This is a genomic window from Prevotella sp. kh1p2 (assembly GCF_900111525.1).
Classification (GTDB): Bacteria; Bacteroidota; Bacteroidia; order Bacteroidales; family Bacteroidaceae; genus Prevotella.
Genome location: NZ_FOHY01000011.1, coordinates 83,715 through 107,431 on the forward strand (window position 1 = coordinate 83,715; position 23,717 = coordinate 107,431).

Here is a 23,717-nt window from a genome sequence, read left to right on the forward strand (position 1 = left end):
CTGTTCCCCTGCATCGGTTAAATGTGTACAAATATCCGCCATTGATACGGCGGATATTTGTTTTTTTATGTCTACCTTTGCAGCATGAAACTTTGGGCTGTTATATTTTTCCTGCTTCCCGTTGTGGGAATAGGCTATTCGTTTTACCGTACCTGGCACCTGTTGCCCCTGTCCGTACCTTTCAAGATTGGCGTGCTGGTCGTGCTGGCGATGTGTATCTTCCTGTTCTTTGCCAACTTTGTGGTGTGGGACATCAACAAACTGCCCATGCCCCTGGCCACTGCAGCCTACGAGGTGGGCAACTCCAGTCTCTTCATCCTGCTCTACGTGGTCATGCTCTACGTGCTGCTCGACCTCCTTCGGCTGCTGCACGTGGTGCCCGCCTCGTTCATGGAGCACAGCTGGCAGGGCACGCTCACAGTGCTGGCGGTAACGGCGGGGCTCTTCGTTTACGGCTATTTACACTATATAAATAAGGTGAGACAACCTCTGGAACTGAAGACGCAGAAGCTGAAAGCCACCGACCGGCCGCTGAAGATAGTCATGCTGACCGACCTGCACATAGGCTACCACAACCGGGCAGATGAACTGGAGCGGTGGGTGAGGCTTGTCAATGCCGAGCAACCCGACCTTGTGCTCATTGGCGGCGACATCATCGACGGCCACATGAGGCCGCTGCGCGAGCAGCACATGGTGCAGCCGTTCCGCCGCATTGCGGCCCCCGTGGTGGCTTGTCTGGGCAATCACGAGTATTATTCGGGCTGTCCGGAGGCGCTGGAATTCTACCGCGAGGCCGGCATCACGCTGCTGCGCGACTCGGCGGTGACGGTTAAGGGCGTCAACATCGTGGGCCGCGACGACCGCACCAACCCGCGGCGAAAGAGCATCAGCGAGCTTACGGCCGGTTTGGACCGGTCGCTTTACACCATATTACTCGACCACCAGCCTTATCACCTGGAAGAGGCAGAGCGCGCAGGTATCGACTTCCAGCTGAGCGGACACACGCACTACGGCCAGCTGTGGCCCATATCGTGGATTGAAGATGCCATCTACGAGGACGCCTACGGCCCGCTGCAGAAGGGCGGAACGCAGTATTACGTAACCAGCGGCATAGGCATCTGGGGCGGCAAGTTCCGTATCGGAACCCGCTCGGAATATGTGGTGGCCGAACTCAAGGGAACCCGATGAAACCCGATTTGGAACAGATTGCCGGCTGGTTCGACACCTTTAACCGCGATTACTTTGGCGGCGGACTGCCCCGCCCGCGGTTTGCGCTGTCACGGTCGCGTACCCGGCTGGGGTCCATGTCGTGCAAGAAGCAGCTGCGCGGAGGCCGACTGCAGTGCACGGACTATACCATCCGCCTGACTACCTACTACGACCAGACCGAACGGCAGCTGCAAACCATCCTGCTGCACGAGATGATACACCTCTCCATCGCCCACACCGGGCTGCGCGACACGTCGCCTCACGGCGTGATATTCCGCGGCATGATGGATGCCCTGAACCGCAAGTACGGCTGGCAACTGTCCGTTTCAACGCCCATGAAGGGCGTATCCCGCACCGCCGCCACTGCCCGCGGCAAAACCTACTTGGTGCTGGCGCTCGAGACTGCAGACAGCAAGTGCTACCTCTCCGTGGTCAACCCACGCTGGGCCCGCACGCTCAACGCCCGCCTGCCGAGGGTCTCCGCCATCAGAAAATACGGCTGGTTCCACTCTCGTAACGATTTTTTCAGTAATTTTCCGGCCGTGAGGAGCCTGCGCGGAAGAGAGGTTCCAAGAGCGTTTCTCATGCAGATGCTTCCGCAAATGCAGGCTGCCGATTCTTCTACTTGGTAGGGTATATGGGGTGCGGAACGTAGGCTGTGCCCTTGGCAGCTGCCCCATAAAAACAAAAGAGTGCAAGCGCTGCCGTCCCGACAACCCTTGCACGAAATCAAATTTACGCGTGCAGGCCGATGCCTCACGGCAAGACCATGCCCTCAACTCTATGAAAGAGTTACTTAAAAATGAAAAGTTTTATTTGTGAATATTCCGTCCGTCGACGAAAGACGATGCTCCCACAATAATCATCGAGTTAACGCGTGGAAGCTTCCTCTTGTTCCTATGGGGTTGGAGTCGTACCGCCACCCGGCTGGCTCTGCTTCTTCGTACTCTCCGCCAGCTTCACCTGTATGTCCTGCAGGAATTGTTTGCGATGCTTGCGGTCGGTCGCCGTCCAGTGTGCTTCCGGCTGGAAGTTGACGCGGGCGCCGACGATGTGGGCCAGCGGGTTGAAGTCTTCCCGAGTGTCAGCTGCCACGCTCTTCAGTCCGATTTTAAAGGAACCGAAGCCGTCGAGCACCACTCGGTCGCCGTTCTTGAGATGATTGTCCATCACATTGACCAGTTCTCTCAGCACGGCATACACATCGGCCTGCTTGGCCGTGGTGTTGTCTTGTATTTCCTGACTGAGAGTTTCCAGGTCTACCTTGTCACCTGGTATGGCACGTGCATACCATTTACCATTGTTCAGGCTGTTTCTGCGATTGTCCTGATACAGTTTGTACTTTACTGACATAGATGTAAGGTTTTAAGAGTTAAACATATAGAAGTGAATTAAACAATCTCCTTGACAGAAGGAGATGCTTTCATCATTGGCGTTCTGTAGTCTCCTGTTCGTAGTGAGATGGCTTCACTGTCGTAGTGAGATGGCCTCACTGTTGTAGTGAGATGGCCTCACTGTTGTAGTGAGATGGCCTCACTGTTGTAGTGAGATGGCCTCACTGTTGTAGTGAGATGGCCTCACTGTCGTAGTGAGATGGCCTCACTGTCGTAGTGAGATGGCCTCACTACAGCCGGGAGACATGCTCCTTGCAATGGATACATATCCTGACTGTAATGAGGCCATGTCCTCATGCGGTTAGAAAGCTATGACCGAGCGGGCTGCGTAGCCGTTGTTGGAGGTTTCTCCACTGCGCTTGTCAATGTAAGTGAACCCGATTTCCGTTCTCGTCAGGCGTACACAGCAGGCATATCCGCCGCTCTTGGCTTCGTCGCAAGCCCAGAGATACCAGTCAATCTGTCCGTCGGCAGGGAGGTAGAAACCTGTCTGTGCTATCCGCCCGTCACTGTGGTACCGAGCCAGTATCGAGTTGTTGTAGCTGTCGAAGTACTTAACGAACTTGTTCAGATAGTTCTGTTTTTCCGAGGCGGAGCGGAAGAGCCAGCTCATCGTGTAGACCTGTCCGGCGGCATCCTTAGCCATTACGAGGTCGTTAGGATTGAGTCCAGAGAGGTTGGCGAACATCAGGAACCATTGTCCGATGCTCGGCAGATACCATCCGCTGGTGCCATTGGGGGCTGGGGTGAGTGGTACTCCCTCCTGGCTGTAGGTATATTGCCACCACTGAGTTCCGTATTCCATGGCCAGAGGTATGGCTGCCTTCTGTCCGTTGTGGTTGTAGTAGTTCTCATAGGTGTAGCTGCTCAGATACTTGTTGTTGAGGGTCTCGCATGTGGAGAGGCCGTCCAGGTTCTTCATCATGGTGAGGGGAGCGTTGGCATTGACGTTTTCGAACACGTTCTCGGCCTCCGGATAGTCGTTGTTGTCAGGGCTCCACGGCGTAGGCCAGGCTGCATCGCGCAGTGCTACGGCATATCCGTGCTTGTAGCCTTTCTGCCTGTCGGCCTCGCTCGTGTAGTTGCTGAAGACGAGAGCCACGGGATATTTGTCCTGATAGTACTCTAACGGACCCCATGTACCGTCACTGTACAGGTAGTCGCCTATGCGAGGTATCAGTTCTTCGGCCTTCAGTCCGATGGCTCTTGCCACCACTTGCTGTGCGGGGAACGACTTTCCCTTGAGGTTGATGTTCCTGCGGAACACCCGCTTGTTGTCTCCTTGTACCTTTACAGACAGTTCGCCGGTGAGCTTGTCGTTGGCCGGAACGACCGCGTAGACCCTTGCCTTGGCATCGGAAACGGGTATGGAGAGGTTCGTCAGGGTGAAGAATGTGTTTGCGCTGTATGTTTTCGTGCTGCCGCCGGCTCCGTATTCGAACGAAGCATTTGCGGCGAAGATGCTCTTGTCGGTAGAGGTTGACGGCACGAAAATCATCGACAGGTCTGTAAGTGCGTTGCCCGGCGAGGCAGAAGCGTCTGTCTGGAAGTCCAGCCTCAGCACACTCATCTGGTGATTAAAGTGCAAACCGGCCTCGGCCTTGCCCTCTGCGTACATTAAATCGTAGTCGGCAACCTTGGCAGCTTGGCCGTTCTGTCCAGAGAGGTCGACGCTAACCTTGAGCTTGTTGCCCGCAACCGAAGCCTCAATCTTGTCCGTTGTCGTGTTGTTGACGGCATAGAGGGTACTGGTTTTGAAGGCGTTGGCGTCGGCACCGGTCTCCACCGTACCGTGGAAAATGGCAGAGTTGCCGTTTGCGGAGGCAACTGTCAGTTCCGCTGTCTTCATGGTTCCGCCGCTCATATAGGCCACGGTGAGCCTGTCGTCGGTCTCCCATGTGGTCTTCAGTCCGTCGGCATCGTCTTCTGCAACGGCCACACGGGTCGCTCCAACGGGCTTTGCCCCGGCCGGCATGTCGATATCGGCATTGACGGAGACCTCGAAACCCGTCTGGGGAGTGGTTGTATTCTGCTCGTTTTCGTCCTGGTCGGAGCAGGAAGAAAGGGCAAGTGAAGCTAACAAACAGCTGCAAAAGATGCGTGCAGCGCTCTTAAATGTTAATTGTTCCATGGGTTTTGTACTTTTGCGTTGTTAGGGTTTTCGCTGTCACTCCAGTCGTCACCGTCTGAAGTGTCATTGTCTAATTTCCAGTCTCCGATTTTTCCGGAGACGCAAATCATGCTCTCCATTTCCATTCTGGTGACGCTGATGTCAGGTTTCAGATATGGGCTTTTCATTTCAGGCGTTGCGCCTGAGGATTGTACTTTACAATTCATTTTCTTCATTACATTATTTTTATAGTGTCATAAGTTATCTTTCCTCTCTATTTCCTCTCTGTTCCGTCAGTTGCTCCTGTCACTGTCAGGGGGCTTACTTTTAGGTTGTAAATATCATTTAAGCCTGCTTAGTTACGGTGTAAGCGATATCCACCTCTTGGCAAGAGGTGGAATGGAGGTTAGAAAAGATTGTATTCCAGTTTGTTATGAATACAAAGTACGAAAGAAAGTCAATGAATATTTAAATCTGATACATGATTTTAGTGTCAAAAAACTTGTAGGATTAAAATAAATGAATTACCTTTGCAGCGATTTAATGAAATGTTTCCACCTCTTGCCAAGAGGCGGAGCGAATAATTCGTTCAGCAGCTTTTTATTTGCCAAAGCCAGACTCCGGTCGTTTATCTGGCTGATATAAATAAGGGTGGTTTGTGTATCTGTGTGCCCTAATGCTTTCGAGATAATGGGCAGGTCTATGTTTCTGGCATAGGCAATGCTGGCCCACGAATGGCGGGCAACATAGGAACTCAGTCGTACATTCAGCCCTGCCTTGGCCGAAAGTTTCTTCAATGTGGCGTTATAATGGCGGAGCGACGAGGCGTATTTCTTGTTCCGCCGGCTTTCCTCCACCTTATTTAATATAGGGAACACGTACTCTCCGCTTTCCCGTTTGTACTTGTTGATGATGTCGAGCATGCAAGGCTCTATCCTCACCCTTATCTTCTTGCCTGTTTTACGGCGGTAGTAGACTATGTGGCGGTCCTTTATCTGCGACCTCTTCAGGTTAGCTACATCCACGAAGGGCATCCCCATGGCATAGAATGAGAACAGGAAGATGTCTCTGGCCAATGCCGCGAACGAGTGTTCGGGCAGTTCCAGTTGCCGGAGTTTGCGTATGTCGGCAATCCCGATGCCTCGTTTGTCGGTCGTTTCATTCCCAGTAAACACGTTCGCAAAGGGATTGCTGCGTCTCAGCAAGTGCCTGCCCGCCGCCTTGTTGTAGATGGCCCGCAGCGAGCGCAGATAGCAGGAAGAGGTGTTGGCACAAACTCCCTGCTGCCGTAACCATCGTTCGTATTTCTCCAGGATATCCTTGTTGATGGCAGAAATGGGAATGTCTTTGTTGTTGTTAAAGCGGATGAACGAATGTACTGCGGTCTTGTAGTTGTCCTTGGTAGACCTGCTTGCACCTTGTGCGGCAGTATTCATAAAGTGCGATAGCATGACCGGGGGCTGCCCATGGCCTCTTTGCGAGGGCCTCTTTCTGGCAGAACAGACTTTCTTAAATGGAAAAACGAAGTGAAGCATGAGTGGTAGTGGTTGTCAGTCGGTATGGCATATAGCTCTGAAGTAGGGGAGATTGATTCTGTATTGTGCTTTATGACCGTCGTAGGTTCTCTGTGCGAAAGACTGTATCGACGGTTTCCTGAAACCTGTAGGTGTATGAGCTGACAGGAGATAGTTACCAACCGAAGGTGGCGGATGCGGTTCTTTTGTTTGGCTAAGGTTAAAATAAAAGAGACCTGCGGACGCTTGGTGCCGGAGGTCTCCTTAAATGCAGTGTTAAAGATGTCTTCCTCTCTCCCGCTGGTTGATGAAAGGGAAGCATCCTGTTTACAGGTCGTAGATGTATGTGAAGTCCTTTTCCGTCTTGAGCGAGTTGCCCACGAAGCAGGCGCGGTGCGAGAAGGCTTCCAGCTTCTTGCGCAGTTTCTCGTCGAATTCGGCCTTCAGATGGAAGGTGATGGCGATGCGGGTAACCACGAAGGTGGTTGTGTCTTCCTCGTAATCGTCCACCTCCGCATAGCAGCCTGCAAACGATGCGCCGCTCTTCTCGGCGTTCAGACCCATTACGGTAAGGGCACAGGCGGCCAGTGCCGTGCACAGGATTTCAACCGGGTTGGCGTGTTCGCCGTAGCCGCCTGCCTGTGTGCCGGCGTCGGTTGTAATGGTTTCGTGCGTCTTGTTGTAGGTCGACGTCACGCGGGCTTTGCCCAAATACTTTGTTGTTACTACTGACATATCATGAAGTTTTAAAGGTTTGCGGCACAAAAATACGCATTTTCAGCCATACACAGGCCGAAAATGCGTATCTTTTTTCAGGTGTTCTGTCGTTCTGCAGTCGGTTTACAGCAGGGCTTCCACGGCCTTGCCCACGGCTTCCATGCTCTCCGTAGGCTCGAAACGGCGCACCACCCGGCCCTTGCGGTCAACCAGGAACTTGGTAAAATTCCACTTGATGTCGCTCTTGCTGGCGTAGTCGGGGTCCTGCCGGCGGAGCATCTTGTCCATCATGAGGGCGCGCTCATCGGTGCCGAAGCCCTTGAACGGCTGCTCTGCCTTTAGGTAGGCGAAGAGCGGCGACTGGCTTTCGCCGTTCATGTCTACTTTGTCGAACTGCGTAAACTGAATGTTGTACGTGCCCGTACAGAAGTTGTGAATCTCCTCGTAAGTGCCGGGTGCCTGCCCGCCGAACTGGTTGCAGGGAAAGTCGAGTATCTCCAGTCCGCGGTCGCGGCATTGCTCGTAGAGTTTTTCCAGCTCCTCGTACTGGGGCGTGAAGCCGCACCGGGTGGCCGTGTTCACGATGAGCAGCACCTTGCCTTTGTACTGTTTGAGGCTCACCTGCTTGCCGTTCTCGTCGAGAACGCGCTGCTTGTAGATTTGCTGAGCGCTGATGCCTGCCACTGTGAGCAGGGCTATCAGCAGGGCGATGATTTTCTTCATCATTGTGTGGGGTTAAAAAGTGAATGATAAAAAGCGAAAAACCGGAAAGCCTGCCGACACGGGCACAGGGCCCGGCGACTGCCTTTCCGGTTTTTGACAATGCTTACAGGTTGGCCAGCTCCACAATTTTGTCAATGGCGGCGCTAAGCCCGTCGGCGTTCTTTCCGCCTGCCTGGGCGTAGTGGGGCTGTCCGCCGCCGCCGCCCTGGATGAGCTTCGCGGCCTCGCGAACCATCTTGCCGGCGTTCAGGCCGTGGTCGTTCACCAGGTCTTCGCTCAGCATCAAGCTCAGCATCGGCTTGCCGTCGGCCACCGAACCCACCACGCAGAGCAGGTTCTCCGTAATCTCCTGCCGCACCTTGAACACCAGGTCCTTGGCGCTGGCGGCGTCTATGGGCAGCACGGCCCGCACCACCTTCACGCCGTTAACGGTGGTGGCAGCGGCCACGAGCTGGTCCTTGAGCTGCTCGACCTTCTGCGCACGGAACCTTTCTATCTCCCGTCGCATCTCGTCGTTGTCGTCTATGTACTTGCGGATAACGCCCTGCAGATCCTTGGCATTGTTGAAGAGGGCGCGCACCTCGTTCAGTGTATCCTCCACGCGGTAGAGCGCTTCCTCGCATGCTTTGCCCGTGAGGGCTTCTATACGGCGTACACCGGCAGCCACGCTGCTCTCCGATACAATCTTGAAGAAGCCGATACGGCCCGTGCTCTTGGCATGAATACCGCCGCAGAACTCGCACGACGGGCCGAAGCGAACTACCCTTACCTTGTCTCCGTACTTCTCTCCGAAGACGGCAACGGCGCCCATTTCCCGGGCTTCTTCCATCGGGGTGTCGCGGTGCTCCTCCATAGCAAAGTCCTGTCGTATCATGCCGTTCACCATTCGTTCTACCTGCCGCAGCTCCTCGTCGGTAACTTTCTGGAAGTGGGAGAAGTCGAACCGCAGCGTATCAGCATCCACATACGAGCCTTTCTGCTCCACGTGGTCGCCCAAAACCTGCTTGAGCGCGTAGTCCAGCAGGTGCGTTGCGGTGTGGTTGGCGGCGCTGGCGTTGCGCTTGTCTATGTCTACGCAGGCCATGAAATCGGCCGAGGGATCCTGCGGCAGCCGGCTGATGATGTGTATGCTCTGGCTGTTCTCGCGCTTGGTATCAGTTATCTCCACGGTCTCGTTCTCGCTTACCAGCACGCCCGTGTCGCCTACCTGGCCGCCCATTTCGCCGTAGAAAGGCGTGTGGTCGAGCACTACTTCGTAGAAGGTGTTCTTCTTCTGCGTCACCCGGCGGTAGCGCAGGATGTGGCACTCGTACTCGGTGTAGTCGTAGCCCACGAACTCCTGTTCGCCCTCACGCAGCACCTGCCAGTCGCCGTTCTCAACTACGGCGGCGTTGCGGGCGCGGGCCTTCTGCTTGGCCATTTCCTTATTGAAGCCCTGCTCGTCGACAGTGTAGCCGTTCTCACGGCAGATGAGCTCCGTCAAGTCGAGCGGGAAGCCGTACGTATCGAACAGGCGGAAGGCGCTGGCGCCGTCGAGTTGCGTCTGCGCATGGGCCTTGAGCTCGTCCATGTCGCCGTTAAGCAGGTTGATGCCTTTCTCGAGCGTGCGCAGGAACGAGTCCTCCTCCTCCTTCATCACGCGGCCTATGAGCTCCTGCTGTGCCAGCAGTTCGGGATAAGCCTGCCCCATCTCCTGCACCAGAACGGGCATGAGTTTGAACATGAAGGCGCTCTTCTGGTCCAGGAACGTGTAGGCATAGCGCACGGCGCGGCGCAGGATGCGGCGGATAACGTAGCCGGCCTTGGCGTTTGAAGGCAGCTGGCCGTCGGCTATGGAGAAGGCTACAGCGCGCAGATGGTCGGCCACCACGCGCATGGCCACGTCCGTTTTCTCCTGCCCGTTAGCGCATTCGCCGTTACTGCCCGTAGGCGTCGTAAAGCCGTAACGCTTGCCCGAGAGCTGCTCTATGCGCTTGATGATGGGCTGGAAGATGTCGGTATCGTAGTTGGAATGCTTGCCCTGGAGCATGCGCACCAGCCGCTCGAAGCCCATGCCGGTATCGATAACGTGCATGGGAAGCGGCTGCAACGTGCCGTCGGACTTGCGGTTGAACTGCATGAACACGATGTTCCATATCTCGATAACCTGCGGGTCGTCTTTGTTCACCAGCTCCCTTCCGGGCACCTTGGCTTTCTCTTCGGCCGGCCGGGAGTCTACATGTATCTCCGAGCAGGGGCCGCATGGGCCCGTGTCACCCATCTCCCAGAAGTTGTCGTGCTTGTTTCCGTCGATGATGTGGTCTTGCGGCAGGTGCTTGGCCCAGTAGGAGGCAGCCTCGTTGTCGCGCGGAATATTCTCCTCGGGCGAACCCTCGAACACCGTTACGTACAGGTCCTCGGGGTTCAGGTGCAGCACGTCGACCAGGTACTCCCAGGCGTAATCGATGGCTCCCTCTTTGAAGTAGTCGCCGAAACTCCAGTTACCCAGCATCTCGAACATGGTGTGGTGGTAGGTGTCGTGGCCCACCTCTTCCAGGTCGTTGTGCTTTCCGCTCACGCGGAGGCATTTCTGCGAGTCGGTACGGCGGCGCGGTTCGGGCTGCTTGGTGCCCAGAATAATGTCTTTCCACTGGTTCATACCGGCATTTGTAAACATCAGCGTAGGGTCGTCCTTGATAACCATGGGGGCCGACGGTACGATGACGTGTCCCTTTGACTCGAAGAACTTCTTGTACGAGTCGCGTATTTCATTTGCTGTCATCATCTATATCTATGAGTTTATTTATTTAAAAAAGCACTGCAAAGATACTGCAACTTGCGAGAATAACCAAATTATCGGCATTCATCTTTTTGTAAAAATACGACCAAAAAGGGGAATTATATCCAATCTTTTGCTATCTTTGCAGCATCAGCAATATATTACAGACTATGGCACTCAACCCCAACAAGAACTTGAAACTGTATTATTCCATCAAGGAAGTAGGCAAAATCATCGGCGTGAGCGAGAGCACGCTGCGCTTCTGGGAGACCGAGATACCGCAGCTGAAGCCCAAGACCCTGCCCGGCAGCAACATACGCCAGTACACCGACAAGGACGTGGAGCTGCTCAAAACGGTGTACACTCTGGTCAAGGTTCGCGGCTTCAAGCTGGCCGCGGCACGCAAGATGCTGAACCAGAACCGCACCGGCGCCGACCGCAGTGCAGAGATACTGGAAACGCTCATCTCCGTGCGCGACCAGCTGAAGGACCTCAAGCAGCACCTCGACGGGCTGGTGTGAGCCGCCGTCCGGTAGCCTTTTCCACCGCAGTTTGTAGCCTGCAGTATTGCGTAATCTGATTGTCTGATGGTGGCGTGGGCCGCAGTCGTTTTACCGGACATGCCTTTCAAGGCGCTTGAAGGGCATGTTCAGGCTCCTTGAACGATACCTTCAAGGGCCTTGAAGCACAGCTTCTGTAATCTTATTCCTAACTTGCTGTAAATCAGAATAATATCTGTTATGCCCCCGGTAAATGAAAAACGGGGCGGCAGAGGCCTTGTTTTCAGCCTTTGCCGCCCCGTTGTGACGGTGGCGATGGGTGCCTACGGAGCGTAGATACGGTTGATTTTGTTGTAGCCTATGTCGTTGTACTCGTTCTTCTCTCCGGCCAGTTCCACCCGCATAGAACCTACGGAGCGCTGCTGCTGCTTGTCGTAGAAGTACATGTTGGCCCATTCACGTATGTTGCCTGCTTCCTCGAGAGTTTCTGTATAGACACTGAAATCAACGTCGAGGTGGTATTTACCGGCAACGATTGGGGGATAAATGGACAGCGGCCCGTCCTTATCCAGCTGGCGGACGAATGCTTCGGTGCCGTATTCGCGGGCAACCTTTTGCAGCGAAGGCCTGTCTACTGGGCGTTGCAGGTTCTCGTGCGTGTACATGATGTAGAACTCCGTGGCGATGTCAAAGTAGTCGTAGGATTCGGGCATGGGATAAACACTGAGGCTGCCGTTACGCGAGAAGGCGAAAACAGAGGCGAAGCCGTCGTCGGAATCGGGCACGTAAGCGCCTGCGATGATATATACAGTGGTGTTGGTAATGAGCGATACGAAGCTCGGACCCAACTGGCGGGTGTCGTCTTCGCCACCCAGCACGGTGCGCGTGGTTATGGGCTTGCGGTCGAAGAGCAGCTTGCCGTTCTTCGAAATGGTAACCAGGAGGGTAGAGTCGCGTAGGTTGGTGCCCCGTATTTGGGTGTTGTTGGCTGCTGTTTGCAGCACTACGTGCCACCCGCAGCAGGTGGTGTCCTGCTGTGTTACGGGCTCGGCAGAGGGCTGTAGGGTAGTGTCGCGGCCGGCAGATTGCGCTGCCGCTTGTGCCACTGGTTGTTGCGGTGCCTGCTTAGGAGTGTTGCGGCACGCCGTGAGCAGGCATGTTGCCGCCAGAACGGGCAGCAGCAGGCGAGCTGCAAAGGTTGTTAGTCGGTTTTTCATCATGTTTGTCGTTAGGTTAGTAGCAGGCAGCAGTGGGGGCGGCGCAGGCCACGGGCGTTACATGATGCGCTGTATCTCCTGTATGCCGTCTATCTTCTTGAGGTTGTCGATGATGATTTTCACGTCATCGCGGTCGTGGATTTTGATTTCGATGGCACCGTCGAAGATGCCTTCATCGCTGGAGACGGTAATCTTGTGAATGTTGACGTCGAGCTGCTGGGAAATGACTTTCGACACGTCGAGCAGCATTCCCATGCGGTCGATGCCGCGAAGCTCGATGGTGGCGTCGAAGAACAGCTTGCGGTGCATGTCCCATTTGGCATCGAGAATGCGGTTGCCGAAGCTGGACTTGAGCTTGCTTGCCACCGGACAGGCGCGCTTGTGGATTTCTATCTGGTTCTTGTTGTCGATGTAACCCAGTATGTCGTCGCCCGGAATGGGGTGGCAGCAGTCGGAGAACTTGTAGTGGCTGATGGTTTCCTCGTTGATGATGACGGGCTTCTTCTTATTGAATTCCTTGCCCACAACTATCAGTTCGCTCTTGTCCTGCTCAGCTTTCTCGGGCTTCTTGTCGTGCAGGAAGGGCACGAACTTGCGCCAGCTGATGCTCGAGTCCTTCTCTTTCTTGCCGCTGATGGCATCCAGGTCGCGGTCTCCCAGGTTGATGGTGCGGTCGCCTATGGCCTGAAAAAGGTCCTCGTGCTTGGGCAGTTCGTGCAGCTCACATAGCTTGTCGAGTATGGAGGTGGTGGTTTCGAAGTCGTTCTCCTGCAGCCACTGGGCCAGCATGTCTTCGCCCGTCTTCTGTATCTCTCGGTTGTCGCGTCGCAGAATGGCCATAATCTTGGCCTTGGCCTTGGCTGTCGAGACGAAGTTAATCCACGAGGGCTGCACGTGCTGCGACTTGGAAGTGAGTATCTCTACCTGGTCGCCGCTCTGCAACTTGTGGCTCAGGGGCACCAGCTTGTGGTTAACCTTGGCGCCGATGCAGTGACTGCCGAGGAAGGTATGTATCTGGAAGGCGAAGTCGAGCGCCGTACAGCCCGCCGGCATGGTCTTGATTTCGCCCTTGGGGGTGAAGACGAAAATCTCTGAAGCAAAGAGATTGAGCTTGATGGCGTCAAGAAAATCCATGGCGTCGGGCTGCGGGTCGTCGAGTATCTCCTTGATGGTGCGCAGCCAGTCGTTGAGTTCGCCCTCGTCTTCGGTTATCTCTCCGCCCTCCTTGTACTTCCAGTGGGCGGCAAATCCCTGCTCGGCCACCTCGTCCATGTGGTCGGAGCGTATCTGTACTTCTATCCACCGGCCCTGCTTGCTCATCAGGGTAACGTGCAAGGCTTGGTACCCGTTGGCCTTGGGATGGTTGAGCCAGTCGCGCAGACGGTCGGGGTGGCTCTTGTAAATCTTGCTGATGGCCACGTAGATATTGAAGCACTCGTTGACTTCCTCCTCGCGTACCTTGGGCACGAAGATGATGCGTACGGCCAGAATGTCGTAAATCTCGTCGAAGGTAACGTGCTTGGTCTGCATCTTGTTCCAGATGGAGTAGGGGCTCTTGATGCGTGCCTTGATTTCGTACTGTATGCCCATACGGTCCAGGGCGGCGCGTATGGGGGCGGTAAAGTCGTTGAAGAGCTTGTTTCGCTGTTCCTCGGTAAAGGAGAGTTTCTGCCTGATGCTGGCGTATTCTTCAGGGTGTTCGTACTTGAAGCTGAGGTCTTCAAGCTCGGTCTTGATTTTGTTCAGTCCCAGCCGGTTGGCCAGTGGAGCGTAGATGTAGAGCGTTTCGCCGGCTATCTTGTACTGTTTGTTGGCCGGCTGCGACGCCAGGGTGCGCATGTTGTGCAGGCGGTCGCAAATCTTGATGAGTATCACGCGGATGTCGTCACTCATGGTGAGAAGCAGCTTCTTGAAGTTTTCGGCCTGCGCCGAAGCCCTGTCTCCGAAGATGCCTCCGCTGATTTTGGTCAGCCCGTCAACAATGTGAGCTATCTTGGGGCCGAAGATGTTCTCTATATCCTCGACGGTGTAGTCGGTGTCTTCCACCACATCGTGCAGCAGAGCAGAGCAGATGCTGGTGGAACCGAGCCCCATTTCCTGGCACGCTACCTGTGCAACAGCGATGGGGTGCATGATGTAGGGCTCACCCGACAGGCGCCGGACGCCCTTGTGAGCCTGCCGCGCAAAGTTGAAAGCCTTAGTGATGATGTCCACCTTCTTGCGGTGGCGCGAGGCCAGATAGGTGTCAAGCAGGTGCTGGAAAGCGGCATCGATGGTCTTCTCGTCGGCCGTTTCCCGTTCTTTGTCTTTCAAATTCAGGTCGTTCATATAGCTGTTTAAGGATTTGTGGGGTGTAGGTCAGCGTTTCGTTATTTCACCTTCAGCTTCTTGCCGGCGCGTATGCTGCTGCCACTAATGCGGTTGAGCTTGCGCAGCTTCTTTACCGTCGTGTGGTTGCGGGCTGCAATCTCGGAGAGGGTGTCGCCGCTTCTTACGGTCACGCTTTTGCTTCTGCCTCTCGTCCGGCGGCTGCTCCGGCCCCGGCGGCTGTAGTGACGCGAGCGGGAAGAGTAACGCCGCTCGTAGCTGGGAGCCTTGCGGCCGTAGGATGGCTCGGGCTCGTTTACCTCCACCTCGTGGCGCTTGCTGAACATGTCTTCGGTGGTATAGGCGAAGATGGAGTCTTCGTTGTCGATGAAGGAATTGACCAGCGAGGCCGGCAACCGTAGTGCCGAAGGCTTGCTGCTGCCGTTGATGACGTTGTGGCGGTACTGCGGGTTGAGTTCTGCCAGCCGCTCGGTGCTGATGTCGAGCACGTGGGCTATCTGCTCGAAGTGCAGGTCGCGGCTCACTACTATGGTGTCTGATTTGGCCGGGAGGTCTGTCATCATTGGGCAGATGTTGTGGTCGCAGTAGTAGTTCATGATGTAGTTGGCGGCTATGAAGGCCGGAACGTAGCCGCGGGTTTCCTGCGGCAGGTAGGGATAAATCTTCCAGTAGTCGGCTTCTCCCTTAGACCTGTGGATGGCTTTGCTCACCTTCTCGGGTCCTGCATTGTACGCGGCAATCACCAGATTCCAGTCACCGAATATCTTGTAGAGGTCGCTCAGGTAGTGTGCAGCGGCATACGAGGCCTTTACCGGGTCGCGGCGCTCGTCTACCAGCGAGTTAACTTCCAGCCCGTAGCGCTTTCCGGTGCCGAGCATGAACTGCCACAAGCCCGTTGCTCCTACGCGTGAAACGGCCTTGGGGTTAAGTGCCGACTCGATGACGGGCAGGAATTTGAGTTCCAGCGGCAGTCCGTAGGTCTCCAAGGCCTGTTCAAATATGGGCATGTAAAAGTTCTGTGCGCCCAGCATGTAGCTGACCGAGCGGCGCAGCTGACTGCTGTAGCGGTCTATGAATTTCTGAACAACGTCGTTGTACGGCAGTTCTATGATGGACGGAATGCGGGCCAGGCGGTCCTTATAGGTGTTCTTGTCGTATACGGGATTAACGTCGGGCATGTTGCAGGAGGTGTCCGGCTTGAGATAAGTTCTCGTATTGTAGAGCGAAAGCAGGCTGTCCAAGGCCGTAGTCATGCCCTCCGGCAGTTCAATTTGTTCTTGTTGGCCGTTGGGATTGGTTACTGTGATTTCTTCTTCGTTGTTGACTTGAGCGTGCATCGCGCATGTTCCGCCTAAAACGAGGGCAACCGTCAGTAGGAAAATCTTCTTCATTATGTGTTGTGGTTCTATATGCTAAGTTGGGTATTAAAATCTGATACTGCACTGCAAGCCTATGGCCGAGGACTTCAGTGGGTTGCGGTCGGCGTTGCTGTTCAGCACGGCAGGCTCCACGCGGAGGCTCAAATCCTCGGAAATGTCAAACTCGGAGAGCGATGCATCCACGTAGGCATCAACCACGGAGAGGGCATAGACGCCTATGAGTGAGAACACGCTGAGGTCTCGCCAGCGGCGGTAACGGTCCTTGCGTTTGCGGAATATTTCCTGATATTGTGCCTTGTTGCTGTCGTCAATCTTGGTTCCGAGGTGCAGAAACTGATTGTAGCTTTGGGTCAACTCGTCGTTATCCATGATGTCCATGTAGGCTTGCGAGTAGTCCTTGTACATCATGTTGTTCCATCGCATGGCGTAAATGCACCCTACGACTCCGCCGTAAACGATGGGAAGTTTCCAGTATTTGCGGTTGTATATCTGGCCTGCGCCCGGCAGCACGATGGCCAACCACAGCGCCCGTTTGGGGTTGGGACGCCATGTAGACCAGTCTCTTTTGGCCCGTTTGCCGGCTTCTGCTGTCGCTATACTGTCGCTGTCGGCCAGCTGTAAACTGTCCTGGTGGGTCAGGATGGCGGCCTGCTGCCTGGCCTGATGTACGGAGTCGGCGCGTGCCTTGAGGTCTATCTGGGCCGAAACTGCCGAGACAGACCCTGCCATGATGGCAACCACGGCCATGCAACGTCGCACTATGTTGCTTGATATCAGCTTCACGACTTTACTCTTTCAGTTTGTCGAACACGTTCATGATGCGCTCCAGCTCTTCTTCATTGGCAAAGGGAATGCTTATCTTGCCCTTTCCCTTGGCCGAGCAGGTCATCTGCACCCTGGCACCCAGGAACTTGGAAAGGCGGCTCTTGAGCATGGTGAACTCCTCGGGCAGCTGCGTCTTGGCCGCAATCTTGTGCTTGCCGCTTTCTATATCCTCGCCGTTCTTGAGCTGTTTGACCAGCTCCTCGACCTTTCGGACAGAGTATCCGTTCTTCTGGATTTCCTTATAGAGCTTGATTTGGAGTGCCGGACTGTCGAGCGAAAGCAGTGCCCGGGCGTGTCCCATGTCGATATCCTTCTTCTGCAAGGCCATCTGCACCTGTGCCGGAAGTTTCAGCAGGCGCAGGTAGTTGGTAATGGCAGTACGGCTCTTGCCCACCCGTTCCGACACTTTCTCTTGTGTCATGCCGCTTCCCTCGAGCAGATGTTCGTAAGCCAAAGCTATCTCTATGGCATTGAGATCTTCGCGTTGGATGTTCTCAACGAGAGCCATCTCCATCACGTTCTCGTCGTTGATGGTGCGGATATATGCCGGTATAGACTTCAGCCCGGCCAGTTGCGAAGCGCGCCAGCGACGTTCTCCTGCTATAATCTGGAACTTGTTGTCGGCTACCTGGCGCAGGGTGATGGGCTGGATGATGCCTATCTCGCGTATGCTTGTTGCCAGTTCCTGCAGTGCCTCCTGCTCAAACTCCCTGCGGGGTTGGTTGGGATTGGGGGCAATCTCATCGATGGGAATCTCGTTGATGGTGCTGCTGCCGGATGTGCTGATGGTCTCTGTCGAAATCAGAGCATCGAGGCCGCGGCCCAGTGCGTTTGTCTTTGCAGCGTGGTTGTATTTCTTATGTACGGCCATTGCTTTAACTGTTCTTGTTGATAATTTCCTTGGCAAGAGCCAGATGGTTCTTGGCGCCGGTGGAATCGGCGTCGTAGAGAATGACGGGTAGCCCGTGGCTGGGGCTCTCGCTCAGCTTAACATTGCGCTGGATAACGGTCTTGAAGACCAGCTCCTGGAAGTGTCGCTTCACCTCATCGTATATTTGATTGGCCAAACGGAGCCTGCTGTCGTACATTGTCAGCAAGAAACCTTCTATCTCCAGGCTCGGGTTCAGCTTGCTCTTGATAATCTTGATGGTGTTGAGCAGCTTGCTGATGCCCTCCAGAGCGAAGTATTCGCACTGCACGGGGATGATGACCGAGTCGGCCGCCGTCAATGAGTTGACGGTGATGAGGCCGAGCGACGGCGAGCAGTCTATGAGGATATAGTCATATTCGGAGCGTATCGGGTCCAGCAGTTGCTTGATAACTTTCTCCCTGTTGTCCAGGTTCAGCATTTCTATCTCGGCGCCCACGAGGTCTATGTGGCTCGGTATGATGTCCAGTCCGTCGATGTCCGTGGTGTAGATAGCATCGCGCACGTCGGCATGGTCGATAATGCACTCGTAGAGAGAGCAGTCCACCTCCTTGATGTTTACACCCAGTCCGCTGGATGCGTTGGCCTGTGGATCGGCGTCTACTACGAGCACTGATTTCTCAAGCGTGGCCAGAGAGGCAGCCAGGTTGATGGTTGTCGTGGTTTTGCCCACACCGCCTTTCTGGTTGGCTAATGCGATTATTTTTCCCATTTTGTCAATCTTCGTAAGATTTGTATTTAACTGCAAAGTTACATATTTTATGCGAGAAAGTAGTCTCCTTAAACCTTTTTTCGTACTTTTGCAGAGAAATTAAACTGAAAACAGATGGATAGAAAACGCCCGCTCATACTCATTTCCAACGACGACGGCTACCACGCCAACGGCATCAAGGCGCTTGCGGCGATGCTCAAAGACATGGCCGACCTGATAGTTTGTGCCCCCGAGGCAGCCCGCTCGGGTTTCTCGTGTGCCTTCTCGGCTACCACGCCGCTGCGGCTCAAGCGCCGCCACAACATGGGAGACGTGGAGGTGTGGTCGTGTAACGGCACTCCGGTTGACTGCGTGAAGCTGGCGCTCGACCAGTTTTGCCGCGACCGCCGGCCCAACTTGATACTGGGAGGCATCAATCACGGCGACAATTCGTCGGTCAACACCCACTATTCGGGCACTATGGGCGTAGCGATGGAAGGCTGCATGAAGTACATTCCCTCCGTTGCTTTTTCCTCTTGCGACTACGATGAGAATGCCAATCTGGAGCCGCTCAGGCCCTATGTGCAGCAGATTGTTACCAAGGTGCTGGCCGAGGGGTTGCCTAAAGGAGTCTGCCTGAACGTGAACTTCCCCGTGGGAGGTGATTTCCGTGGCGTCAGGATTTGCCGCATGACCTTCGGGTCGTGGGTCAAGGAGGTTGTCAAAGAGCACCATCCGCGCGGCTACGACTACTTCTGGATGGTGGGCGAGTACCGCAACGACGAGCCTGATGCCGAGGATACCGACCAGTGGGCACTCGCTCACCGCTACGTGTCCATAACACCTACGCAGATGGATGTTACGGCCTACGAGGCCATGGACAGGCTGCGGGGCTGGGATATAGGGGCTTCACCCCGCCCGCAGCAGTAGGGCAGGGCTGCCGTTAACTTCAGTTCACTAACCTATAAACCGTTACAGCGCTCATGAAATACTATCTTATTGTAGGCGAAGCCAGTGGAGATTTGCACGCAAGCCACCTGATGAAGTCGCTTAAAAATATTGACAACGCTGCCCAGTTCCGCTTCTTTGGCGGCGACCTGATGGCAGCCGTGGGCGGTCTTCGTGTGAAGCATTACAAGGAGCTGGCCTATATGGGCTTCGTGCCCGTGCTGCTCCACCTGCCCACTATCTTCCGTAACATGGCTCTCTGCAAGCAAGATATCGTGGCATGGGCGCCCGATGTGGTGATACTTGTAGACTATCCGGGCTTCAACCTCGATATAGCCAAGTATCTGCATGCCCACACGCAGATACCCGCTTACTATTACATCAGCCCCAAGATATGGGCTTGGAAGGAGTGGCGCATCAAAAGCATCAAGCGCGATGTGGCCCAGATGTTCTCCATCCTGCCGTTCGAGGTTCCCTTCTACGAGCAGAAACACAAGTTCAAGATACACTACGTGGGCAATCCCACGGCCGATGAAGTGCGCGTGTTCAGAAGAAATTACGCTGAAACTTTTGAACAGTTCTGCGCCCGTAGCAATGCTTCGGCGGCTCCGGGTGATAAGGGCAACGGCCTCTCTCCGCACCAACCGGTCATTGCCTTGCTTGCAGGCAGCCGCAAGCAGGAGATAAAGGACAACCTGCCTGCCATGATAGAGGCCGCCCGCAGCTATCCCGACTACCAGATGGTGCTGGCCGGCGCCCCTGCGATAGAGGACGAATACTACCATCGGTTTATCTCCGGAACCCGGGTGAAGCTGGTACGCAACGATACCTACGCACTGCTCTCTCACGCCACGGCGGCCCTTGTTACCAGCGGCACGGCCACGTTGGAGACGGCGCTCTTTGATGTTCCGCAGGTTGTTTGCTACGAAACGCCCGTGCCGTGGCTCATCCGCTTCGCCTTTAATCATATAATAAGGTGTAAGTACATCAGCCTGGTAAACCTGATAGCCGACCGAGAAATCGTGCCCGAACTGCTGGCCGACCGCTTCAGCACGGCCAACATCAGGGCCGAACTGGGCCGCATCTTGCCCGGCAACCCTGCCCGTGAACGGATGCTGCAGGCCTATCAGCAGGTGCGCGATGCCCTCGGCGACGCCGTTGCTCCTGACAACGCAGCCCGCATCATGTACCGCCTGCTCGCCGGCCGGCAGCCCGAATAGCTGCTCGGAGATATCCTCGGCTTGGCATTCCGCTCAGTTTATGGCTCTAAGAAAGATATTGATGGTTTTACATAAAAAATTATTTGCCAAGCCTGACCAGTTCCACTTATTATGATTATATTTGTGGCATAACTAAAAATCTGCAGCTATATGAAAACAAGATTTTATCCACCAATGATACTGTTTGCCAGTATTTGTGCCGCTCTTTTGCTCTGCAGTGCATGTTCTGATGATGATTTTGAACCTTACACGCAAACTTTGACCATCGCATCAGAACAAGTCAGCGGGATAGACTATGAAGCGAGTGCGTTCTGGGTTAAGAAGGAAGGGAGTAACACCTGGGAAAGAGACTACACGCCCATCAGCAATTTTGATTATGAACCGGGTTATGAGTACCGGATTCTGGTACGTGTAGATAAGATTAAAAACCCGGGCATTGACCAGTATCCCTATCTTTATACACTTATCAAATTGATATCAAAAGAGAAAAAAGACTCTGGCGTCCCTCCTGCTGCGCCGAATACGCCTCTGCCGTAACATCCTGCAACTTGGGCAACCCTGACCGTATAGACATTACCCGGCATCAAGTACCTAAGTGAACTGATACTGCCTGTTTGGCGGTTATTGATGCAGAGCCACGGCGGGCAGTGCATATCTGTAGTGTGATGTTGATGTTCCCGAAGTTACCACCTATTGACATAGGTCAACAAATTGCCCTGTTTCCTACAGTTCTTCGGCGCAGTTGCAACGGTGCGGAATAATAGCCGTACCTTTGTACGCGAAAGGAAAAAGAACAATATAAATCAAAACGGAAATGGGAACTTTAGCTATTATCGTCGGTATCGGCACCATCATGGTTTGCAAGGCAATGGAGATTAAGGACCTGATGTAATCATCGGTCCTTGCCGCAACCGGAAAAAGCCCGCATGTTCGCCCCAGGCAGCATGCGGGCTTTTTGCGTGCAACTTTTCCGTATGTAAACGGCAGAATCTGAAAAGAATGTCGTAAATTTGTACCAACAATACAGGAGCCGCGCCTGCTTACGGCAACAGCAAGGCGGCCGGCTGTTACCTTATTCTCAATTAAACCCTAAACAACATGGCAACAGTAGACGACAAGAAAGTTATTTTCTCAATGGTGGGCGTGTCGAAAATCATCCCACAAAACCAAAAACAAATCCTCAAAGATATTTATCTTTCCTTCTTTTACGGCGCGAAGATAGGCATCATAGGCCTGAACGGTGCCGGCAAGTCGACATTGATGAAGATTATAGCCGGACTGGAGCAGCCTTCGCGCGGCGAGGTGGTGTGGAGTCCGGGCTACAGCGTGGGCTATCTGCCCCAGGACCCGCCGCTCGACGAGACCAAGACCGTTAAGGAGAACGTGCAGGAGGGCGTGCAGAAGGTGTACGACGCACTGCGCGAGTACGACGAAATAAACGTGAAATTCGGCCTCGAGGAATACTACGGCGACCCCGACAAGATGGACAAGCTCATGCAACGGCAAGCTGAAGTGCAGAACATCATAGACTCTACCGACGCCTGGAACATGGACTCCAAGCTCGAACGGGCCATGGCAGCCCTGCGATGTCCGGCCGGCGACCTGCCCGTTACCCACCTCTCAGGGGGCGAACGGCGCCGGGTAGCGCTCTGCCGCCTGCTGTTGCAGAAGCCCGACGTGCTGCTGCTGGACGAGCCAACCAACCATCTTGACGCCGAAAGCATAGACTGGCTGGAGCAACACCTGCAGCAGTACGAGGGCACGGTGATAGCCGTTACCCACGACCGCTACTTCCTCGACGACGTGAGTGAGTGGATTCTGGAGCTCGACCGCGGCGAAGGAATACCCTGGAAGGGCAACTACTCGTCGTGGCTTGACCAGAAAACCAAGCGCATGGAGCAAGAAGAAAAGACCGCATCCAAGCGCCGCAAGACCCTGGAACGCGAGCTGGAGTGGGTGCGCATGGCACCCAAGGCGCGGCAGGCGAAGGGTAAAGCGCGCCTGAACTCGTACGAGCAGATGCTTAACGAGGAACAGAAAGCGCACGAGGAGCGGCTCGAAATCTTCATCCCCAACGGCCCCCGGCTGGGCAGCAAGGTCATTGAGGCGCAGCATGTGAGCAAGGCTTTCGGCGAGAAAGTGCTCTTCTCCGACCTCAACTTCATGCTTCCGCCTAACGGCATCGTGGGCGTCATCGGCCCCAACGGCGCCGGCAAAACCACGCTCTTCCGCCTCATCATGGGCCTGGAGCAGGTAGACGGCGGAACCTTTGAGGTGGGCGAGACGGTCAAACTGGCCTATGTTGACCAGCAGCACAAGGACATCGACCCCGACAAGAGCGTGTACGAAGTGGTGTCGGAGGGCAACGAAGTGATGCGCATGGGCGGCCGCGACGTCAACGCACGCGCCTATCTCTCGCGCTTCAACTTCTCCGGAACCGACCAGAGCAAGCTCTGTCGCGTGCTTTCCGGTGGCGAACGCAACCGCCTGCAACTCGCTCTGGCGCTCAAGCAGGAAGGTAACGTGCTGCTGCTCGATGAGCCCACCAACGATATCGACGTGAACACGCTGCGCGCCTTGGAAGAAGGACTTGAGGCGTTTGCCGGCTGCGCCGTCGTCATCAGTCACGACCGCTGGTTCCTGGATCGCATTTGTACCCACATACTGGCCTTCGAGGGCAACGGCGAAGTGTTCTTTTTTGAGGGCAGCTACTCCGATTACGAAATCAACAAGGCCCGTCGTCTCGGCCTTGGAGACGAAATCAAGAAGGGCCGCTACCGTAAGTTGATGGAGGACTAACGCAGGAGCTGTATTGCCACTGCAGTCCTCCCGCCATTCGGGAGCTATGCTTCAAGCTCCTTAAAGGATGCTTTCAAACCCGTTGAACGATACCTTCAAGGGCCTTGAAAGCATCCTTTTGTTTTCCTTCTCTTTCTCTCCCGTTTCCTCATAGGCTCTAACCTGCTGTTTATTAGCATGTTAGCACCCATTTTGCTGCTTGGGTTTTAAGACAGAGTAACAGAGTATTTATTTCGCTGCTATAGGCTTGCTTGTTTGTAGGAATAGCAAAGCAACGGTTTGCGAAGAGACAAACTGGTATCCTCCCCTTGGAAAGGGGAGGCGGAGGAGGGGATGACCATGTGGCAGACATTAGCAATGCTGCTTAAGATATCATCCCCTCCTAACCTCCCCTTTCTAAGGGGAGGAACCACTGCTGCAAGCTTCCTGCTGATTTGCTGCTTGTTTTTAAAGACAG

21 protein-coding genes are annotated in these 23,717 nt (G+C 54.7%); 7 read left to right on the forward strand and 14 right to left on the reverse strand.

Annotation, left to right across the window (positions count from 1 at the left end):
* The first annotated feature begins 84 nt into the window (after window positions 1–84).
* On the forward strand, window positions 85–1,188 hold the full coding sequence (locus BMW31_RS07990) for a metallophosphoesterase (protein ID WP_091823738.1): 1,104 nt from the start codon (window positions 85–87) through the stop codon (window positions 1,186–1,188).
* Window positions 1,185–1,841, forward strand: a complete 657-nt coding sequence (locus tag BMW31_RS07995; protein ID WP_091823741.1) for a SprT-like domain-containing protein — start codon at window positions 1,185–1,187, stop codon at window positions 1,839–1,841. Before BMW31_RS07990 ends, BMW31_RS07995 begins: the two co-directional genes overlap by 4 nt.
* 265 nt (window positions 1,842–2,106) lie before the next feature.
* Here the strand turns inward: BMW31_RS07995 and BMW31_RS08000 are convergent, their stop codons facing one another.
* From BMW31_RS08000 to alaS, 7 genes are all read right to left on the reverse strand, one after another.
* A complete protein-coding gene (locus tag BMW31_RS08000; protein WP_091823744.1) occupies window positions 2,107–2,562 on the reverse strand; it encodes an HU family DNA-binding protein in 456 nt (151 codons plus the stop codon).
* Window positions 2,563–2,904: 342 nt separating this feature from the next.
* Window positions 2,905–4,734, reverse strand: coding sequence for a fimbrillin family protein (locus tag BMW31_RS08005; RefSeq protein WP_143049174.1), 1,830 nt, complete (start codon window positions 4,732–4,734; stop codon window positions 2,905–2,907).
* Window positions 4,722–4,949 carry a hypothetical protein gene (locus BMW31_RS08010; RefSeq protein WP_143049175.1) on the reverse strand — a complete coding sequence of 76 codons (228 nt, stop codon included), beginning with the start codon at window positions 4,947–4,949 and terminating at the stop codon, window positions 4,722–4,724. Before BMW31_RS08010 ends, BMW31_RS08005 begins: the two co-directional genes overlap by 13 nt.
* A gap of 288 nt (window positions 4,950–5,237) precedes the next feature.
* Window positions 5,238–6,149: a tyrosine-type recombinase/integrase gene (locus BMW31_RS08015; protein WP_177166292.1), complete on the reverse strand. Its 912-nt coding sequence runs from the start codon at window positions 6,147–6,149 to the stop codon at window positions 5,238–5,240.
* A gap of 405 nt (window positions 6,150–6,554) precedes the next feature.
* The gene (locus BMW31_RS08020; protein ID WP_091823758.1) at window positions 6,555–6,962 is read right to left on the reverse strand and encodes an OsmC family protein; all 408 of its coding nucleotides are present in this window, start codon (window positions 6,960–6,962) and stop codon (window positions 6,555–6,557) included.
* A 105-nt stretch (window positions 6,963–7,067) separates the two neighbouring features.
* Window positions 7,068–7,667: a glutathione peroxidase gene (locus BMW31_RS08025; protein WP_177166293.1), complete on the reverse strand. Its 600-nt coding sequence runs from the start codon at window positions 7,665–7,667 to the stop codon at window positions 7,068–7,070.
* A 103-nt stretch (window positions 7,668–7,770) separates the two neighbouring features.
* Window positions 7,771–10,431, reverse strand: a complete 2,661-nt coding sequence (alaS, locus tag BMW31_RS08030; protein WP_091823767.1) for an alanine--tRNA ligase — start codon at window positions 10,429–10,431, stop codon at window positions 7,771–7,773.
* Window positions 10,432–10,595: 164 nt separating this feature from the next.
* Between alaS and BMW31_RS08035 the strand changes: the two genes are divergently transcribed.
* Window positions 10,596–10,946 (forward strand): MerR family transcriptional regulator, encoded by a 351-nt coding sequence (locus tag BMW31_RS08035; RefSeq protein ID WP_091823771.1) that lies wholly within the window; start codon window positions 10,596–10,598, stop codon window positions 10,944–10,946.
* A gap of 302 nt (window positions 10,947–11,248) precedes the next feature.
* Here BMW31_RS08035 and BMW31_RS08040 read toward each other — a convergent pair whose 3' ends face one another.
* Genes BMW31_RS08040 through BMW31_RS08065 form a run of 6 tightly spaced genes read right to left on the reverse strand, consistent with a single transcriptional unit; the run spans window position 11,249 to window position 18,314 of the window.
* Complete coding sequence (locus BMW31_RS08040; RefSeq protein ID WP_091823774.1) at window positions 11,249–12,145, reverse strand: hypothetical protein; 897 nt, start codon at window positions 12,143–12,145, stop codon at window positions 11,249–11,251.
* A 54-nt stretch (window positions 12,146–12,199) separates the two neighbouring features.
* Window positions 12,200–14,470 (reverse strand): RelA/SpoT family protein, encoded by a 2,271-nt coding sequence (locus BMW31_RS08045; protein ID WP_091823777.1) that lies wholly within the window; start codon window positions 14,468–14,470, stop codon window positions 12,200–12,202.
* Between the two features lie 41 nt (window positions 14,471–14,511).
* Entirely contained in the window at window positions 14,512–15,861 is a 1,350-nt protein-coding gene (locus tag BMW31_RS08050; protein ID WP_091823779.1) for a lytic transglycosylase domain-containing protein, read from the reverse strand.
* 33 nt (window positions 15,862–15,894) lie between these two features.
* A complete protein-coding gene (locus tag BMW31_RS08055; protein WP_410524436.1) occupies window positions 15,895–16,578 on the reverse strand; it encodes a DUF5683 domain-containing protein in 684 nt (227 codons plus the stop codon).
* A gap of 58 nt (window positions 16,579–16,636) precedes the next feature.
* Window positions 16,637–17,545 carry a ParB/RepB/Spo0J family partition protein gene (locus BMW31_RS08060; RefSeq protein WP_091823799.1) on the reverse strand — a complete coding sequence of 303 codons (909 nt, stop codon included), beginning with the start codon at window positions 17,543–17,545 and terminating at the stop codon, window positions 16,637–16,639.
* Between the two features lie 4 nt (window positions 17,546–17,549).
* Window positions 17,550–18,314, reverse strand: a complete 765-nt coding sequence (locus BMW31_RS08065) for a ParA family protein (protein WP_091823803.1) — start codon at window positions 18,312–18,314, stop codon at window positions 17,550–17,552.
* A 114-nt stretch (window positions 18,315–18,428) separates the two neighbouring features.
* On the opposite strand from BMW31_RS08065, the gene surE reads away from it, so the two are divergent.
* The 4 genes from surE (at window position 18,429) to ettA (ending at window position 23,260) form a co-directional block, all read left to right on the forward strand.
* Complete coding sequence (surE, locus tag BMW31_RS08070; RefSeq protein WP_091823806.1) at window positions 18,429–19,223, forward strand: 5'/3'-nucleotidase SurE; 795 nt, start codon at window positions 18,429–18,431, stop codon at window positions 19,221–19,223.
* 53 nt (window positions 19,224–19,276) lie between these two features.
* Entirely contained in the window at window positions 19,277–20,461 is a 1,185-nt protein-coding gene (gene lpxB / locus BMW31_RS08075; RefSeq protein ID WP_091823809.1) for a lipid-A-disaccharide synthase, read from the forward strand.
* A 150-nt stretch (window positions 20,462–20,611) separates the two neighbouring features.
* Entirely contained in the window at window positions 20,612–20,998 is a 387-nt protein-coding gene (locus tag BMW31_RS08080; protein WP_091823812.1) for a DUF4377 domain-containing protein, read from the forward strand.
* 561 nt (window positions 20,999–21,559) lie between these two features.
* Entirely contained in the window at window positions 21,560–23,260 is a 1,701-nt protein-coding gene (gene ettA / locus BMW31_RS08085) for an energy-dependent translational throttle protein EttA (RefSeq protein ID WP_091823815.1), read from the forward strand.
* Between the two features lie 239 nt (window positions 23,261–23,499).
* Here the strand turns inward: ettA and BMW31_RS13540 are convergent.
* On the reverse strand, window positions 23,500–23,717 hold a 218-nt coding region (locus tag BMW31_RS13540), incomplete at its 5' end, for a hypothetical protein (RefSeq protein ID WP_218140603.1).